Origin of the sequence: Corynebacterium endometrii (genome assembly GCF_004795735.1) — a bacterium.
GTDB lineage: Bacteria > Actinomycetota > Actinomycetes > Mycobacteriales > Mycobacteriaceae > Corynebacterium > Corynebacterium endometrii.
In genome coordinates this window covers 1,337,943-1,355,361 of record NZ_CP039247.1, presented here as the reverse complement: position 1 = coordinate 1,355,361, position 17,419 = coordinate 1,337,943, and the positions used below count along the sequence as shown (strand labels likewise).

The 17,419-nt window shown below is 60.8% G+C and carries 14 protein-coding genes; all 14 read left to right on the top strand.

The genetic code is table 11. The features are described from left to right. The 14 genes from CENDO_RS06090 to rpe all read left to right on the top strand — a co-directional run bounded on the left by CENDO_RS06090 (nt 1) and on the right by rpe (nt 17,405). Entirely contained in the window at nt 1–1,353 is a 1,353-nt protein-coding gene (locus CENDO_RS06090) for a dihydroorotase (protein ID WP_136142172.1), read from the top strand. Nucleotides 1,354–1,371: 18 nt separating this feature from the next. Then, on the top strand, nt 1,372–2,607 hold the full coding sequence (carA, locus tag CENDO_RS06085) for a glutamine-hydrolyzing carbamoyl-phosphate synthase small subunit (protein ID WP_136141243.1): 1,236 nt from the start codon (nt 1,372–1,374) through the stop codon (nt 2,605–2,607). 31 nt (nt 2,608–2,638) lie between these two features. Beyond that, nucleotides 2,639–5,980, top strand: a complete 3,342-nt coding sequence (gene carB, locus CENDO_RS06080; protein WP_136141242.1) for a carbamoyl-phosphate synthase large subunit — start codon at nt 2,639–2,641, stop codon at nt 5,978–5,980. After that, nucleotides 5,964–6,857 (top strand): orotidine-5'-phosphate decarboxylase, encoded by an 894-nt coding sequence (gene pyrF / locus CENDO_RS06075; RefSeq protein WP_136141241.1) that lies wholly within the window; start codon nt 5,964–5,966, stop codon nt 6,855–6,857. Before carB ends, pyrF begins: the two co-directional genes overlap by 17 nt. Before the next feature lie 291 nt (nt 6,858–7,148). Continuing rightward, on the top strand, nt 7,149–7,469 hold the full coding sequence (mihF, locus tag CENDO_RS06070; RefSeq protein WP_136141240.1) for an integration host factor, actinobacterial type: 321 nt from the start codon (nt 7,149–7,151) through the stop codon (nt 7,467–7,469). An 8-nt stretch (nt 7,470–7,477) separates the two neighbouring features. Then, on the top strand, nt 7,478–8,053 hold the full coding sequence (gmk, locus tag CENDO_RS06065) for a guanylate kinase (RefSeq protein WP_136141239.1): 576 nt from the start codon (nt 7,478–7,480) through the stop codon (nt 8,051–8,053). 40 nt (nt 8,054–8,093) lie between these two features. Continuing rightward, nucleotides 8,094–8,396 (top strand): DNA-directed RNA polymerase subunit omega, encoded by a 303-nt coding sequence (gene rpoZ / locus CENDO_RS06060; RefSeq protein ID WP_136141238.1) that lies wholly within the window; start codon nt 8,094–8,096, stop codon nt 8,394–8,396. A 252-nt stretch (nt 8,397–8,648) separates the two neighbouring features. Then, nucleotides 8,649–9,881 carry a bifunctional phosphopantothenoylcysteine decarboxylase/phosphopantothenate--cysteine ligase CoaBC gene (gene coaBC / locus CENDO_RS06055; RefSeq protein ID WP_136142171.1) on the top strand — a complete coding sequence of 411 codons (1,233 nt, stop codon included), beginning with the start codon at nt 8,649–8,651 and terminating at the stop codon, nt 9,879–9,881. A gap of 189 nt (nt 9,882–10,070) precedes the next feature. Next, a complete protein-coding gene (gene metK / locus CENDO_RS06050) occupies nt 10,071–11,312 on the top strand; it encodes a methionine adenosyltransferase (RefSeq protein ID WP_136141237.1) in 1,242 nt (413 codons plus the stop codon). Between the two features lie 11 nt (nt 11,313–11,323). Further along, on the top strand, nt 11,324–13,339 hold the full coding sequence (locus CENDO_RS06045; RefSeq protein ID WP_136141236.1) for a primosomal protein N': 2,016 nt from the start codon (nt 11,324–11,326) through the stop codon (nt 13,337–13,339). A gap of 174 nt (nt 13,340–13,513) precedes the next feature. Continuing rightward, the gene (gene def, locus CENDO_RS06040; protein WP_136141235.1) at nt 13,514–14,023 is read left to right on the top strand and encodes a peptide deformylase; all 510 of its coding nucleotides are present in this window, start codon (nt 13,514–13,516) and stop codon (nt 14,021–14,023) included. 74 nt (nt 14,024–14,097) lie between these two features. Then, the gene (gene fmt / locus CENDO_RS06035) at nt 14,098–15,090 is read left to right on the top strand and encodes a methionyl-tRNA formyltransferase (protein WP_136141234.1); all 993 of its coding nucleotides are present in this window, start codon (nt 14,098–14,100) and stop codon (nt 15,088–15,090) included. After that, nucleotides 15,087–16,664: an RsmB/NOP family class I SAM-dependent RNA methyltransferase gene (locus CENDO_RS06030; RefSeq protein ID WP_136141233.1), complete on the top strand. Its 1,578-nt coding sequence runs from the start codon at nt 15,087–15,089 to the stop codon at nt 16,662–16,664. Before fmt ends, CENDO_RS06030 begins: the two co-directional genes overlap by 4 nt. A gap of 63 nt (nt 16,665–16,727) precedes the next feature. Continuing rightward, nucleotides 16,728–17,405, top strand: a complete 678-nt coding sequence (gene rpe / locus CENDO_RS06025; protein ID WP_136141232.1) for a ribulose-phosphate 3-epimerase — start codon at nt 16,728–16,730, stop codon at nt 17,403–17,405. The last annotated feature ends 14 nt before the right edge of the window (nt 17,406–17,419 follow it).

Sequence of the window (17,419 nt, the reverse complement as noted above, 5' to 3'; positions counted from 1 at the left end):
ATGACAGGATTCCCAGAGACCGGCCGCGTATCCGCCCCAGCCGCCGGCACAGTTCTAATAGATAATGTCCGGCCCTACGGAGAGGGCGATCCGACCACAGTCCTTATCAAGGACGGTGTCATTGCGGCCATCGGGGGCGACCATGAGGCAGATAGGGTCATTGACGCCGGCGGGCACGTTCTGCTCCCAGGGCTGGTGGACATGCACGTTCACCTGCGCGAGCCCGGACGCGAGGATACGGAAACCATCGAGACGGGTTCAAGGGCCGCGGCTAAGGGCGGTTTCACGGCTGTGTTTACCATGGCTAATACCTCGCCGGTGACGGACCAGCCGATTATCGCCGAGTCCGTATGGTTGAAATCCCAGGCCTTGGGCCTGTGTGACGTCCACCCAGTGGGCTCTATCTCTAAGGGCCTAGAGGGAAAGACGCTGACCGAATTTGGCATGATGGCCCGCAGCGACGCCAGGGTGCGCATGTTTTCTGACGATGGAAAGTGCGTGTCAGACCCGCAGCTAATGCGCCGTGCGCTCGAGTACGCCAAGGGGCTGAATGTGCTGCTGGCTCAGCACGCCGAGGAGCCGCGTCTTACCGACGGCGCTGTTGCGCACGAGGGTGAGACTGCCGCAAAGCTAGGTCTGCGCGGCTGGCCGAGGGTTGCCGAGGAATCGATCGTTGCTCGCGACGCGCTGTTGGCCCGTGATTACGGCAACCGCGTGCACATCTGCCACGCCTCGACTACCGGCACCGTGGAGTTGCTTAAATGGGCGAAGGCCCAGGGAATTCCGCTTACCGCGGAGGTAACCCCGCATCACCTGCTGCTTACCGACGACAAGCTCAGGACCTACGACGGGGTGTTCAGGGTGAATCCTCCGCTGCGAGAGGAGCATGACACGCTCGCGCTGCGCGATGCGCTGCTCGATGGAACCATTGACTGCGTGGCTACCGATCATGCACCGCACGGCTCCGAGGATAAGTGCGTGGAGTTTGAAAACGCGAAGCCGGGCATGCTGGGACTGGAGACGTCGCTGGCGGTCATCGCCCGCATCTTTGTGGCATCAGGCCTGGCTGATTGGCGTTTCATCGCGCGGGTCATGTCTGAGCGCCCGGCGGAGATCACGCAGCTGCCGGATCATGGGCGCCCAATCGCCGTGGGGGAGCCCGCGAACCTGACCATCGTGGATCCCGAGGCGGCGTGGGTTTCCGATAACGATTCCCTGGAATCTAAGGCTTCCAATAATCCGTTCAATGGTGAAGAGTTTGGCGCACAGGTCACGCACACAATCCTTCGCGGCCGCGTGACTTACCAACGCGCCGAATCCGGCGCCGCTGCCGAGATGGAAGTGGAAAAGTAGGGCACACGAGTTTATATTATGCAGAACGATACATTTAATTCTCACGGTCTTAAGCAGAAAGGCGCGAACGTGACGGACGCTAATCCCCAGTCCACCAATGCTTCTATCCCGGCGGTACTCGTGCTTGCGGATGGTCGCACCTACAAAGGCTTCGGCTTCGGTGCCACCGGCACCAGCCTCGGCGAGGCAGTATTTACCACCGGTATGACCGGCTACCAGGAGACCATGACGGATCCGTCCTATCACCGTCAGATTGTGGTTGCCACCGCTCCGCAGATCGGCAATACCGGGTGGAACGATGAGGACAACGAGTCGAGGGGCAGCAAGATCTGGGTCGCCGGCCTGGTGATCCGGGACCTGGCCCACCGAGTGTCCAATTGGCGCGCGGCCCGAAGCTTGTCCGAAGAAATGGAAAACCAGGGCGTTGTTGGCATCCGCGGGATCGATACCCGCGCCCTGGTGCGTCACCTGCGTAACCATGGCTCCATCGCCGCTGGAATCTTCTCCGGAGAGGCTGCAAAGCGCCCCCTGGAGGAACTAATTGAGGAAGTTGCGGGCCAAGCCTCCATGAAGGGGGCGGACCTATCCTCTGAAGTCTCCGCGGACGAAATCTACACCGTTGAGGCCGAAGGGGAGAAGCGGTTTACCGTAGTCGCCTACGACATGGGCATTAAGACCGCTACGCCTGCGAACTTCGCGAAGCGCGGAATTGAGACCATAGTTGTCCCGGCCGGCACCCCCTATGAGGCCATTAAGCAGTACAACCCGGACGGAGTATTCGTCTCGAACGGCCCCGGCGATCCAGCCACTGCGGACGATGCCGTAGCCATCGTGCGCGACGTATTGGCGGCCAAGGTGCCCTTCTTCGGCATTTGTTTCGGTAACCAGATTCTGGGCCGGGCCTTTGGAATGGACACCTACAAGCTGAAGTTCGGCCATCGCGGAATCAACGTGCCGGTTCAAAACCACATCACCGGCAAGATTGACATCACCGCCCAGAACCACGGCTTTGCCCTGGCGAGCCCGTCCGGCAAGGACAATCCCGCGGGCGAGGAATTCGAGACCGACTTTGGTACCGCCGTGGTGACACACACCTGCCTGAATGACCACGTCATTGAGGGGGTGGCGCTCAAGAACGGATTGGCGTACTCCGTCCAGTACCACCCGGAGTCCGCAGCCGGTCCGCACGATGCCCAGCCGCTGTTCGATCAATTCGTTGAGCTGATGGCTGCCGAGTCTCCGAACGCACAGTAAGTCTGACCAGGGAAGGAAAAGAGAAGAAATTATGCCAAAGCGCAGCGATATCAACCACGTCCTGGTCATCGGTTCAGGCCCAATCGTCATCGGTCAGGCCTGTGAGTTTGACTATTCCGGTACCCAGGCCTGCCGAGTCCTTAAGGCTGAAGGCCTCCGGGTGACCCTAGTGAACTCCAACCCGGCGACGATTATGACGGACCCCGAGTTCGCGGACCATACTTACGTGGAGCCAATCGAGCCTGAGTTCATCGAGAAAATTTTCCAGAAGGAAATCGAAGAGGGCAATCCGATCGACGCCGTCCTGGCGACCCTCGGCGGCCAGACCGCACTCAATGCCGCTATCCAGTTAGACCGAGCGGGCATCCTCGAAAAGTATGACATCGAGCTCATCGGTGCGGACATCGACGCCATCGAGCGCGGCGAGGACCGCCAGAAGTTCAAGGATATTGTCGCCAAGGTCGGTGGCGAATCCGCACGCTCCGCCGTGTGCCACAACATGGATGAGGTGCACGCGACGGTTGAGGAATTGGGGCTGCCGGTAGTTGTGCGCCCGTCCTTTACCATGGGCGGGTTGGGCTCCGGCCTGGCCTACAACCAGGAGGACCTGGACCGCATTGCGGGCGGCGGCCTGGCTGCTTCCCCCGAGGCTAACGTGCTCATCGAGGAATCCATCCTGGGCTGGAAGGAATTCGAGCTTGAGCTCATGCGCGATGGTGATGACAATGTGGTTGTCATCGCGTCCATCGAGAACGTGGATGCCCTGGGCGTCCACACCGGTGATTCTGTCACCGTCGCTCCGGCGCTGACGCTGACCGACCGTGAGTTCCAGAAGATGCGCGATATTGGTATCGCCATCATTCGCGAGGTGGGCGTCGATACCGGCGGCTGCAATATCCAGTTTGCCATCAACCCCGATGACGGCCGCATCATCGTTATCGAGATGAATCCTCGCGTGTCGCGTTCTTCGGCACTGGCGTCCAAGGCAACGGGCTTCCCGATCGCCAAGCTGGCGGCAAAGCTGGCTATCGGCTACACCCTGGATGAGGTCACCAATGACATCACCGGCGTGACCCCGGCGGCCTTCGAGCCGACCTTGGATTACGTCATCGTCAAGGCCCCACGCTTTGCCTTCGAAAAATTCCCGGGCTCTGATGATACCTTGACTACCACCATGAAGTCCGTGGGCGAGGCCATGGGCATTGGCCGCAATTACATCGCGGGCCTGAATAAGGTCATGCGCTCCTTGGAGACCAAGCCTGCAGGGTTCTGGACCGCTAGCGATGAGTACATCGCCGGAGAGCGCGCAGGCGACAAGGACGCAATCCTCGAGGATCTCAAGCGCCCAACCGAAGGCCGCATGTATGACGTGGAGATGGCAATGCGCTTGGGCGCAACGGTGGAGGAGCTGCACGAGGCGTCCGAGATCGACCCATGGTTCCTGGCGGAGCTTGAGGCACTGGTCCACTTCCGCCAGCGCCTCATCGACGCGCCGGTTTTGGACGAACCCCTGCTGCGGGAGGCTAAGTACTTCGGCCTGTCCGATACCCAGATTGCTCACCTGCGCCCAGAGCTAGCGGGCGAGGATGGAGTGCGCCGCCTGCGCTGGTCGCTTGGCGTTCGCCCGGTTTTCAAGACGGTCGACACGTGCGCCGGCGAGTTTGAGGCGCAGACGCCTTATCACTATTCCGCTTACGAGCTTGACCCGGCGGCGGAGTCCGAGGTTGCAGAGCAGCGCGAGAAGGACAAGGTAATCATCCTGGGTTCCGGGCCAAACCGCATTGGTCAGGGCATTGAGTTTGACTATTCCTGCGTCCACGCGGCGCTAGAGCTATCCCGCGTGGGATACGAGACGGTCATGGTCAACTGCAATCCTGAGACGGTTTCTACCGACTATGACACCGCCGATCGCCTGTACTTCGAGCCGCTGACCTTCGAGGACGTGCTGGAGGTTTACCACGCGGAATCCCAGTCGGGCAACGTCGCCGGAGTGATCGTTCAGCTGGGCGGCCAGACCCCTCTGGGGCTTGCGGAGCGACTCGCTGAGGCAGGCGTTCCGGTAGTGGGCACCTCCCCTAAGGCCATTGACCTGGCCGAGGACCGCGGTGAGTTTGGCAAGGTGCTAGAAGCGGCCAACTTGCCTGCGCCTGCATTCGGCACCGTTACGTCCTTCGACGAAGCCAAGGAAGTAGCCGCGGGCATCGGTTACCCAGTGCTCGTTCGTCCGTCCTATGTGCTGGGCGGCCGAGGTATGGAGATCGTCTATGACGAAGCGGCGCTTGAGGATTACATCAGCCGCGCAACTGACATCAATACTGACCGCCCCGTGCTTGTTGACCGCTTCCTAGATTCCGCTATTGAGATTGACGTGGATGCCCTGTGCGATGGGGAAGAGGTCTACCTTGCCGGTGTCATGGAGCATATTGAGGAGGCCGGTATCCACTCCGGTGACTCGGCATGTTCCTTGCCGCCCATGACCCTTGGGCCCGAGGACATTGAAAAGGTTCGTCGTTCTACCGAGGCTCTAGCAAAGGGCATTGGTGTCCAGGGCTTGATGAACGTCCAGTTCGCGCTCAAGGGCAACACTTTGTACGTGATTGAGGCCAACCCCCGAGCATCCCGCACCGTTCCGTTTGTATCTAAGGCCACTGGCGTGCCGGTCGCAAAGGCCGCCGCGCGCATCATGCTGGGTGCCTCGATTCAGGAATTGAAGGCGGAGGGAATGCTGCCGGATAATTATGACGGTGGCTCGCTGCCCGCGAATCACCCGATTGCCGTGAAGGAGGCCGTGCTTCCGTTTAATCGATTCCGCCGACCTGATGGCGCGATGCTGGACACCCTGCTGACTCCAGAGATGAAGTCCACCGGTGAGGTTATGGGTCTAGCGAACAACTTCGGGGCGGCGTACTACAAAGCGGAGTTTGGGGCGTTCGCCGAGCTACCTGCCACCGGAACCGTATTCGTGTCCGTAGCGAACCGCGACAAGCGTACCCTCATTTTCCCAATCCAGCGCCTGCATTCTCTGGGCTACAAGCTGCTTGCTACGGCAGGCACCGCGTCCATCCTGCAGCGCAATGGCGTGCCATGCGAGACCGTACTTAAATCCTCCCAGGTGCGAGCGGGGGCTGAGGGTGAGTCCGTGCTGGACAAGATTTTCAACCACGAGGTGGATCTCATCATCAATACCCCTGCGGGTTCTTCCGGGGCGCGCCACGATGGGTACGAGATTCGTGCCGCGGCGGTGGAAAAGGGCGTTCCGCTCATCTCTTCCGTGCAGGGAGTAACCGCGGGCATCCAAGCGCTCGAAGCAGTACACCGTGGCGGATTCGGCGTCCGTGCGCTCCAGGAGCTCGAACATGCCCCAGCAGAATAGAAACCCCGGGGCCAACAGGGCGGAACAAGCCCCTGCGGGCTTTGGCGAACGCCTAGTGGCGGCGGGCAGGATACGCGGCCGCCTGTGCGTGGGCATCGATCCGCATGCGCACCTTCTCCGGGCGTGGGGTCTTGAGGACACCGTTGACGGCCTGCGTAGCTTCTCGCGCACCTGCGTGGAAGCCTTCGCGGATTCCGCTGCGCTGGTCAAACCCCAGGTGGCCTTCTATGAGCGTTTCGGTTCGCGGGGGTTTGCAGTCCTTGAGGAAACGTTGGCGGACCTGCGGAGCGCCGGTTGCCTGACTGTAGCCGATGCCAAACGCGGCGATATTGGCTCCACGATGCAGGGATACGCCGAGGCGTGGCTGGATGAGTCATCGGCCCTGTGCGCTGATTCGGTTACCGTAACGCCATACCTGGGCGTAGGGGCCTTGCGGCCTGTCTTTGACGCGGCCCAGGCCACGGGCAAGGGTGTGTTTGTCCTGGCAGCCACCTCCAACCCGGAGGCGCGCCGCCTGCAGAACGCGCGCCTTTCCACCGACGCTGCGCCCTCGGTAGCCCAGCATGTGGTCGATGAATGCGCCGAACTAAACAGGCGCGGAGACGGAAAGCCCGGCGATATTGGAATCGTTCTGGGGGCGACGGTGACCGAGCCACCGCGCATCCATGAGCTAAACGGTCCCGTGTTATTGCCGGGCGTGGGCGCCCAGGGTGCAACCGCAGGCGATGTGGCGGAGCTGATGAAGCAGCAACCCCAGCTAGGTTTCGCTAACGTCTCGCGGGCGATTTTGTCCCAGGGGCCGGATGTTTCCGCTCTCCGGGAGGCTGTCATCCGCACGGCTGACGAATTCTGGGAAGGGCCCTTTTTGGCCCCATAATCCCAGCTAGCAGAGCGAAAATGCCAGCTTCTGCGGCCCTAATTATCTAATAGGGCCGCGAGCTGGTATTTTGTTCTTTGCACCGCGATGACGTGCTTAAACGTGACATAAATGTACGTGAATGCGTTATCTCGATTCATCCAATGCTACTATTGCCAGAAGTCGGACCGCAGAAGCGTCGAAGCTTGTCTGCAACAGACATGTAGCTTTCGCTCCGTGTGTGCCGTGTCCTGGCGCGTGTAGTGGCGCTGGACGTAATTACTTATCATCTAACGAAATCGGAGGAAACCCGTGGCCCTTCCAAAGTTGACCGACGAGCAGCGCAAGGAAGCCCTCGCAAAGGCTGCAGAGGCTCGTAAGGCTCGCGCAGAGCTGAAGGCTGCTCTGAAGCGCGGCGACACCAACCTGAAGGACGTTCTGGCTAAGGCTGAGTCTGATGAAATCATCGGCAAGACCAAGGTCTCCGCCCTTCTGGAGGCACTGCCTAAGGTTGGCAAGGTCAAGGCTAAGGAGATCATGGAGGATCTCGAGATTGCACAGACTCGTCGTCTGCGCGGTCTGGGTGACCGCCAGCGTCGTGCTCTGCTGGAGCGCTTCGGCTTCGAGGCTTAATAATCCTCATGGCTGGCGCTAATCAACGCGGAAAGCTGGTAGTTCTTGCCGGCCCTTCCGCCGTGGGCAAATCCACCATTGTTTCGCGCCTGCGCACCGACGTTGAGGGCATGTACTTCAGCGTTTCCATGACGACGCGTCAACCCCGTCCCGGGGAAACGGACGGGGTGGACTATTTCTTCGTCAGCCCGGAGGACTTCCAGAACCGAATCGACGCCGGCGAAATGCTCGAGTGGGCAGACATTCACGGAGGATTGCAGCGTTCTGGAACTCCGGCGCAGCCGGTTGTCGAAGCCCTAGACGCGGGCCGCCCAGTACTAGTCGAGGTAGACTTGGTGGGCGCGCGCAATGTTAAGGCTTCCCTTCCTGAGGCTGAAACTGTATTCTTGGCTCCACCTTCCTGGGACGTGCTTGTGGAGCGCTTGACTGGGCGAGGAACGGAGTCGCAAGAGGTTATTGAGCGCAGGTTGGAAACTGCTCGCAATGAGCTTGCGGCCAAAGATGAGTTCGACCATGTGGTAGTCAATGAGAATCTTGACGACGCAGTGGCCGCCATCACCGCAATCTTGCAGGGACAGTCCTAAGATTATTTTTTAACCCGCAACCATCGATGAGAGGGTGCATGTGACTAACGTGAACACCACCGCTAATGCAGAGGCCCGTAAGCCCGAGCCAGTGTTCGACACGCCGGAAGGAATTACCTCTCCGCCGATCGATGAGCTGCTAGACAGGGTATCTTCCAAGTATGCCCTGGTGATTTTCGCCGCGAAGCGCGCGCGTCAGATCAACTCCTACTATCAGGAGCAGGATGAAGGCGTCTTCGAATTTATTGGCCCTCTGGTGACCCCAGAGCCCGGCGAGAAGCCACTGTCTATCGCTCTGCGTGAGATCGATGCTGGCCTACTCGACCATGAGGAAGGCAAGTAAAAAATCTTGCGGCATTCACCCCGCTGGGACGCATCTAGTGTTTCGGCGGGGTGAGCTCGTTTTTCGTTCTTGGGGTCTCTGGGGCAGTTTTCCTATGCGAGCGGCCCCGTCGCGTGAACCCCATAAAGGCTGTGGCCTGAGAATCCGCCGGTGAAGGCGAATGGGCAGGTAATATGGGCACCCATGGACATTAATGCTGTTGAACCGTCAGAGAACACCCCGGCCGGCGGGGTCTCCGCCGCGCAGCCGCGAATGCCGCGCAATATTGTGGTGGGCGTCGGTGGCGGGATTGCGGCTTACAAGGCCTGCCATCTAGTCCGGGAGTTCACTGAGCACGGCGATGATGTACGCGTGGTTCCCACCCAAGCCGCTTTGAATTTCGTGGGTGCCGCCACGTTCGAGGCCTTATCCGGCAACCCGGTGTCTACCACCGTGTTCGATGCGGTCGATGAGGTCCAGCATGTGCAGGTGGGCCAAGAGGCTGACCTGGTAGTCATCGCCCCCGCTACCGCGGACCTGATTGCACGCCTAGTGGCGGGGCGCGCGGATGATTTGCTCACGGCGACCGTACTGGTCGCCACCTGTCCCGTCGTCGTAGTGCCGGCCATGCACACGGAAATGTGGTTAAACCCCGCCACGCAGGATAATGTTGCCACGCTTCGCCGCCGCGGAATAGTGGTCATGGAGCCGGCGCACGGGCGCCTAACGGGCAAGGACACCGGGCCGGGGCGGCTGCCTGAACCCGTCCAGATAGCTGATTTCGCCCGCACCATTGTTGCCGGTCATGGTGCACACCATGATTGGGTGGGCAAACGCGTGGTCATTAGCGCGGGTGGAACTCAGGAAAACATCGACCCGGTCCGCTACATTGGGAACCGTTCCTCGGGCAGGCAGGGGTTTGCTATCGCCGAGTTGGCGGCGCAGCGTGGCGCCGAAGTAACCCTCGTGGCTGCCAGCACAGATAGTCTGCCGGTTCCTTGCGGCACTACGGTTGTGCGCGTGGGATCCACTCGTGAGATGGAGGCGGCTATGGCTGAATACGGCGCGGGCGCGGACGTGATCGTTATGTCCGCGGCGGTCGCGGATTTCCGCCCGGATTCGCAGGCTGATTCTAAATTGAAGAAGGGCGCGGATGAGGACGCTCTGTCCACCATCCATCTCGTTGAAAACCCGGATATCTTAAAGGGGCTAGTCAATCGTCGGGACCGCGGTGAGCTTAAAGACGGCGCTATCATCGTGGGTTTCGCGGCCGAGACCGGGGATGCTGCGGGCTCCGCACTCGATTACGCCTTGTCCAAGTTTGAGCGCAAGGGTTGCGATATTCTCATGGCCAATGAAGTAGGCGAGGGCAAGGTGTTTGGGCAAAAGACCAATGAAGGGTGGCTCTTGGCTAAAGGGGCCGAACCCCAGGCCGTCCCGTCCGGAACGAAGTTCGAGGTCGCCGCGCAGATTCTGGACGCAGTGAATCGAATTATGCCCAAATAGACCGCGCCAATTGCTTAAATAGACCGCTTGGTCTAGGATTGGTCAACGTCACCGTACCGCGCGGATCACAACGCACTGCACTCATGTACCGGCACGCGCTTGGCCTTCGGCTCGCAAATGTGCCTGCATGGGTGCAAACGGTACGCAATTAAAAGATTCGATGCCTGAAGCGTAAGGACAAAACACCAAGTGGGAACCCGTAATCCTGAGGCCGTGCGCCTTTTTACTAGCGAGTCTGTGACCGAGGGTCATCCGGACAAAATCTGCGACGCCATCTCTGACACCATTTTGGATGCCTTGTTGGAAAAAGACCCGCATGCCCGCGTCGCGGTGGAGACCCTAGTTACGACCGGCCAGGTGCACGTCGTGGGAGAGGTGCGCACAGACTGCTACGTAGAGATCCCGCAGCTGGTGCGCAAGACCCTGCTAGAAATAGGTTTTACGTCTTCGGCCGTGGGCTTCGACGGTAAAACATGTGGAGTCAATATCGCGATAGGCGAGCAGTCCGAGGAGATCGGCGCCGGTGTTGATACCTCCGAGGAGGTTCGACAGGGGCAGAGCTCTAACGAGGATGACCAAAACGGCGCCGGCGACCAGGGCCTGATGTTTGGCTATGCCACCAATGAGACCGAAGAGTTTATGCCGCTGCCGATCGCTCTGGCTCACCGCCTCTCGCGGCGCCTCACGGAGGTTCGCAAGCAGGGCATTGTCCCTCACCTGCGTCCGGATGGTAAAACCCAGGTGACCTTTGCGTATGAGGGCAACGAACCCGTATACCTGGATACGGTGGTCATCTCTACCCAGCATGACCCCGAGTTCGCGGATGGCACGGAGTTTAGCCAGGAATGGCTCAAGGAGCAGTTGCGTGAGCACGTCATAGAGTGGGTTATCCGCGATGCCGGCCTGGACAAGTTCTACACGGACAACACCAAGATTTTGGTTAACCCATCCGGTTCGTTCATCCTCGGCGGCCCCATGGGGGATGCGGGACTTACCGGCCGCAAAATCATTGTGGACACGTACGGCGGTATGGCCCGCCATGGTGGAGGCGCTTTCTCAGGCAAGGATCCATCAAAGGTGGACCGCTCCGCCGCGTACGCGATGCGGTGGGTCGCGAAGAACATTGTGGCGGCCGATTTAGCTGATCGCGCTGAGGTCCAGGTGGCCTACGCGATTGGTCGCTCTAACCCGGTAGGCCTATACGTGGAGACCTTCGGCACCGCAAAGCATGGCCTAAGCGATGGTCAGATTCAGGCGGCGGTCAACGAGGTGTTCGACTTGCGCCCGGGGGTTATCATCCGGGAACTTGACCTTCTGCGCCCTATCTACCGCCAGACCGCGGCCTATGGCCACTTTGGCCGCACGGACATTGACCTGCCTTGGGAGCGGATCGACCGTGCGGATGCCCTACGCGCCGCACTAGCCCTGTAAAATGCGCTTCTATGCCTAAGAAAACACCCGCCATCAGCAAGCCTGTTGTGCGGGTGTTGCCGTTATTGGGCGTCAGCCACCTCGATAGGGCGTTTGACTACCTGGTGGATGAGGAAAGCTCTAGCGCATGCCAGCCGGGTACGCGAGTGCGCGTGCGTTTCCACGCGCAGTTGGTAGACGCTGTGGTCCTTGCACGCCTGAGCGACAGTGATTTTGACGGCTCGTTGAAATTCATAGACCGCGTCATCTCGCCGTTTGTGGTGTATCCGGAGCGCACAGCCAACCTGGTGGACGCGCTCGCCGACCGCTACGGCGGGAACCGCTCGGACATCATTCGAACGGCCATACCCCCGCGGCACGCCAAGGCCGAGGAATCTGATTTCGCCACGCCCTGGGAGGACCTGGGGGAAAGCAGCGAACCAGATCTGTCCGGGTGGTCGAGTTACCAGCACGGTGAGTCCTTCGTAGACTTCGTCCTTTCCGGCAACCCGGCGCGCGCGGCATGGCAGATCACGCCGGGGGAGGATTGGGCCTGGTGCCTCGCCGCACTGGCAGTCAAGGTGGCCCGCGACGGCGGGGGAAGTTTAATCGTTGTCCCGCATCAGCGGGATTTGGACAAGCTCGAGGCGGCGCTGCGCGATCTGGTCGCAGCCAAGCAGGTTACTGTTTTGACCAATTCCCTCGGCCCGCAGGCGCGCTACAGGCGCTACCTGAGCGTGGCCGAGGGGCAGGCGAGGATAGTCATCGGTACGCGCTCTGCCGCGTTTGCCCCGGTAGAAAACCTGCGCCTGGCGGTGGTCCTGCATGATGGCGATGACAACCTTGTGGACAACTTAAAGCCTTACGTCCATGCCCGTGAGGTGCTTACCACCCGAAGCGCGCAGGAAGGCTGCTCGCTTATCATCGCGAGCTACGCCCGGACTTCCGAAACCCAGTTACTGGTAGATAGCGGATGGATGCATGACTTGGTGGCGTCGGGCGGCGTGTTGGCAAAGCGCGCACCAGTGGTAACACCGGTGGGCACGTATGGATTGAACCTGGCGCGGGAGGCAGCCGCTAGCACCTCAATGCATTCTTCTGCGTATCAGGCAATTCGCGCCGCATTGGACAGCGATGAACCGGTGTTGGTTCTCAACCCTAGAAAGGGCTACGTGCCCACGCTAGCCTGCGGCCACTGCAGGGCGGCGGCGCGCTGCAGGCGATGCAACGGGCCCTTGACCTTGCCGCAGGGCAACGAGGTGGGTTCCGCACCACAATGCGGCTGGTGTGGACACATCGAGGCCCGCCATTCCTGCACCGAGTGTGGCTCCACGCGCCTGCGTGCCGTGGTGCTGGGCTCGGAACGCACCGCCGAGGAGTTGGGCCGCGCGTTTCCATCCGTGCGCGTGATCATCTCGGGCGGCAACAAGGTGGTGCCCCTGGTGCCGCATAAGGCCGCGCTGGTCATTGCCACGCCGGGGGCGGAACCGGATGTAGACGGCGGCCTTTATGGGGCAGCGGTGATTTTGGATACGGGAGCTTTACTATCCCGGCAGGATCTGCGCGCTACAGAGCGGGCGTTTGCAACGTGGATCAAGGCCGCGGCACAGGTTAAACCGGGCCCCAAGGGCGGTGAGGTAGTAATTGCCGCGGACCCGGAGCTGCCGGTGATCAATTTCATGACCACATGGGATGTGGTGGGCGCCGCTCAGACAGAGCTAGCCGCCCGCAGGCAGGTGCGCCTTCCGCCTGCGGTTCACTTCGCCGCGATCGACGGTGCCGACGCATCCATTGACATGTTCCTGGAATTAGCGGAGCTGCCTCGCCATGCCGAAGTATTAGGCCCGGTCCCGCTACCACCTGGCGTAAGCCTGCCCGGTGACTATGACTCTGCACGTTTCGGACCGCCACAGCGCATCGTGGTGCGCACGCCGCTCGGACCGCGTTCGGAATTGGGCAAAGCTTTGCGGCAGGCTAACGCGGCGCGCAGTACCCGCAAAGATGAGCTGCCGCTGCGGATACAAGTCGATCCGGTCAACGTGGGCTAAAGCCGGGCCAGCCAAGTGGGTTGAGAATCTTAAGCTCAAGCCACGTACAATCAGCCGCAGAGTTTAGTCTCTACGCGCAGCGGCTAAGGCCCATAGGTTCCCGCGGGCCAGGATGCCACTGCGTAGTCCTTGATATGCGCCGCACATTCAACGAGAAAGGTATAAAACCGCCCCATGGCCATCCGCGAACTGCGTTACTACGGCGATCCGGTACTTACTACCGAAGCCACAGAAATTGATACCTTCGATGCCAATCTGGAGAAGCTGGCGCGGGACATGCTGGAGACCATGGACGCCGCCGGCGGCGTAGGGTTAGCGGCCAACCAGATTGGCTTGACCAAACGCATCTTTGTCTACGATTGCTCCCACTATCAAGCCGGCATGCGCGGGGCGATTGTAAACCCAGTATGGGAACCCGTAGGGAACTTAGGCCAGATTGGGGCGGAAGGCTGCCTTTCGATCCCCAATATCTCCGCGCGAACACAGCGCTACTACCAAGTCAAAGTGACCGGCCAGGATGTCTACGGACGCCCGGTGGCCATGGTTGCCTCAGATTTGATGGCTCGCTGCATCCAACATGAAACCGATCACCTGGATGGCGTGCTCTTCCTGCAGAGGCTAGAGCCGGAAGAGTACAAGCACGCCATGGCCCAGGTCCGCGAATCCGACTGGTTCAACGCTTAAAAGCCACTAGCTCCCATCTCAAGCACCGCACGCCCTGCTGATAAACCATCCCCGCCAGGAGACAGAAAGAACACATGCGCCTAGTATTCGCCGGGACACCCGAACCCGCAGTAGTTGCACTCCAAAAGCTCTTAGATTCCCACCATGAGGTAGTAGCGGTAATCACCCGCCCGGACGCGCGCCGCGGACGCGGCCGCACCTTGCACCCCAGCCCCGTTAAGGCACTGGCGGAAGAACACGGCATCGAAGTACTAACCCCATCTACTCTCAAGCCAGGCACCGAAGACGGCGAAGCGCTGCGCACCCGGCTCGCCGAGCTTAAGCCTGAGGCCCTACCCGTGGTTGCATACGGCAACCTCATCACCCCAGACTTGCTCGATATAGCCCCACACGGCTGGGTCAACCTTCATTTTTCACTTTTGCCGGCATGGCGCGGGGCGGCACCGGTGCAGGCTGCCATCGCCCACGGCGATGACATCACCGGCGCGTCAACGTTCCGCATCGATGAAGGACTAGACACCGGTGTGGTCTTTGGCACCCTCACGGAAGCGATAAGACCCACCGACACTGCCGATGATCTGCTCACCCGCCTGGCCTACTCAGGGGCAGAACTCCTAGTGGCAACCATGGATGGGCTCGAGCGCGGCGACCTGGTGGGCCAGCCCCAGCAGGGCGAGCCAACGTACGCGCACAAGATCACCACTGAGGACGCCCGCATAACGTGGTCAAGCCCAGCCTTCAACGTGGACCGCCACATTCGCGCCCACACCCCTGGCCCGGGCGCCTGGACCGAACTCGAGGGCCAACGCGTCAAAATCGGCCCGGCCACCCCCGTATCCCTCGAGGAAGTGCGCACAGCCGGGGCAGAGGTGGACACAATCGCGCCGGGTGAGATTGTGGTAACTAAAAAGGCCGTGTTCGTGGGCACCTCTACCGAACCGGTTCGCCTGGGCCAGCTGCAGCCGCCAGGCAAAAAGATGATGAACGCCGCCGACTGGGCCCGGGGACTGGCCGGCGGCTCCGCAGATAAATCCGTAAGCGAAGCGAGCAAGGGAGTATTCCAATGAGCGGCGGTTTCCGTTCGCGGTCAAGCAAGAAACCCACGGGCGGCAGTGGTGAGCGCGGTTCACAGCGCGATGCTCGCGGCCGCAAATTAACTGATGCACACGGTGGCGGTTCCCGCTCCGGGCAGGCCCGTGGCAAGGATAGGGGTAATAAGGGCGGCAAGATCGCGCGAGGTAATTCCAATGGCAAAGCGCGCGGCGGCGCACCTCGCCAGGGAGTAAACCTGCGCGCGGATGCGGAGCGCTTCGGCGTGGATCTACCGCGGGTTATTGCCTTCGATACGCTGGTTCGGGTCGAGCAGGATGAGGCTTTCGCTAACCTCATTCTCCCGAAGGCACTGCGGGTCCATAGTGTTGAGGGGCGCGACGCTGCCTTTGCCACGGAGCTTGCCTACGGCGCGCTACGGGCCGAGGGGGTCCTCGACGCGGTCATCTCCCGATGCTCCTCCCGTGAACTGTCTACCTTGGATCCGAGGGTGCTATGCGCGCTGCGTTTGGGGGCTTATCAGCTCCTCTACACCCGGGTCGAAGCCCACGCGGCCGTTGATACCACCGTGCGTCTCGTGGAAATGTCCGGCCAGGACAAGGCTAAGGGTTTTGCGAATGCGGTAATGCGTGCCATCACCCGCACCCCAGTAGAGACGTGGTTTAGCAAGCTCTCTCCCGAAGGAGAGGTGGCGGCGCTAGCCTTCAAGCACGCCCATCCAGAGTGGATTGCTCATTCCTTTAGCCGGGTAGTGGGCCTGGCCGAACTGGAGGCTGCGCTGGCCGGGGATTCCGCGCGCCCCACGGTTCACTTGGTTGCGCGGCCCGGTGAGATCAGCGCAGAGGAACTGGCGCTGATGACAGGATTCGAGCAAGGCAAATATTCCCCCTACGCGGTCTACATGGATAGCGGCGACCCAGGACAGCTCGAGCCCGTCCGGGATGGGCTGGCCGGCGTGCAGGATGAGGGCTCGCAGCTCATTGCCCGAGCGCTTACTGAAGTTCCGCTTGACGGTGCCGATTCCGGGCGTTGGCTCGATCTGTGCGCCGGGCCGGGCGGAAAGGCCGCGCTGCTGGGTGCGCTTGCGCGCATCGACGGCGCCACCGTGGATGCGGTCGAGGTGGCACCTCACCGTGCGGAGTTAATTTCTAAGCTCGTGCGTGACCTTCCGGTTACCGTACACGTCGCCGATGGGCGCAATCCCGGGTTGGAAGCGGGCTATGACCGCATCCTTGTGGATGCTCCATGTTCCGGCCTCGGCGCGCTGCGCCGCCGCCCCGAGGCACGCTGGCGCAAGCGGGAGGAAGACATAGCTGAGCTGGCCCCGTTGCAATTCGAACTGCTGGAGTCCGCCGTGAAACTCGTCCGTCCTGGGGGCGTGGTGGTCTATTCCACCTGCTCGCCGGATTTGCGGGAAACCCGCTTTGTTGTGGACCGTGCGGTCAAGGAGCTGGGCGTAGTTGAGCTCGATGCCCGACGATTTTTGCCGGAGATGCCGGATCTCGGCAACGAGCTTTCCGCTCAGATGTGGCCGCACCGCCACGGAACCGACGCAATGTTTTTCGCTGTGCTATCCAAGCCGGCGAGCTAGCTTTCCGCCAGCGCCTTGAAAAGCCATTGTCCCGCATACCCCAAATCACGATAGGATAGACGCATGTCTGGAACGTTTGAAGCCCCCATCATCTCCCCATCCATCCTCGCTGCCGATTTCACGAAGCTCGGTGACGATGTCCGCGCCGTGGCCAATGCTGATTGGATTCACGTTGACATCATGGATGGCCACTTCGTTCCGAACCTATCCTTTGGCCCCGATATCACGAAGCAGGTAGACGGCGTGACCAACCAGGTCTTGGACGTGCATCTGATGATCGAAGAGCCGGAAAACTGGGTGGAAACCTACGCAAAGGCCGGAGCGGACTGCATCATCTTCCATGTAGAGGCCGTCGCGGATGAGAACGCTGCTTTAGACCTAGCGCAAAAGATTCGCGACCTAGGCGTCCGCGCTGGTTTCTCCATCAAGCCTGGTACGCCGATCGAGCCATGGCTCGACAAACTCAACCATTTTGATCTGGCCCTCGTGATGAGCGTTGAGCCAGGTTTTGGCGGCCAGAAATTCATGCCGGAGCAGCTGGACAAGGTCCGCAAGCTGCGCGCGGCTATCGACGAGGCCGGCTTGGATACCCTCATCGAGATTGATGGCGGGATCTCCGCAGAGACCATTGCCTCTGCGGCGGAGGCGGGCTGCGATGCGTTCGTGGCGGGTTCCGCCATCTATAAGCAGGAGGATAAGGCCGCAGCGGTAGAAGAACTGCGCAGGCTCGCCACAATCTAGCAGATAATAAAACT

Bases quoted from the DNA above. Each gene is read 5' to 3' on its own strand.
- CENDO_RS06090 (WP_136142172.1), top strand. From the start codon at position 1: ATGACAGGATTCCCAGAGACCGGCCGCGTATCCGCCCCAGCCGCCGGC.
- carA (WP_136141243.1), top strand. From the start codon at position 1,372: ATGCAGAACGATACATTTAATTCTCACGGTCTTAAGCAGAAAGGCGCG.
- carB (WP_136141242.1), top strand. From the start codon at position 2,639: ATGCCAAAGCGCAGCGATATCAACCACGTCCTGGTCATCGGTTCAGGC.
- pyrF (WP_136141241.1), top strand. From the start codon at position 5,964: ATGCCCCAGCAGAATAGAAACCCCGGGGCCAACAGGGCGGAACAAGCC.
- gmk (WP_136141239.1), top strand. From the start codon at position 7,478: ATGGCTGGCGCTAATCAACGCGGAAAGCTGGTAGTTCTTGCCGGCCCT.
- coaBC (WP_136142171.1), top strand. From the start codon at position 8,649: ATGCCGCGCAATATTGTGGTGGGCGTCGGTGGCGGGATTGCGGCTTAC.
- CENDO_RS06045 (WP_136141236.1), top strand. From the start codon at position 11,324: ATGCCTAAGAAAACACCCGCCATCAGCAAGCCTGTTGTGCGGGTGTTG.
- def (WP_136141235.1), top strand. From the start codon at position 13,514: ATGGCCATCCGCGAACTGCGTTACTACGGCGATCCGGTACTTACTACC.
- fmt (WP_136141234.1), top strand. From the start codon at position 14,098: ATGCGCCTAGTATTCGCCGGGACACCCGAACCCGCAGTAGTTGCACTC.
- CENDO_RS06030 (WP_136141233.1), top strand. From the start codon at position 15,087: ATGAGCGGCGGTTTCCGTTCGCGGTCAAGCAAGAAACCCACGGGCGGC.
- rpe (WP_136141232.1), top strand. From the start codon at position 16,728: ATGTCTGGAACGTTTGAAGCCCCCATCATCTCCCCATCCATCCTCGCT.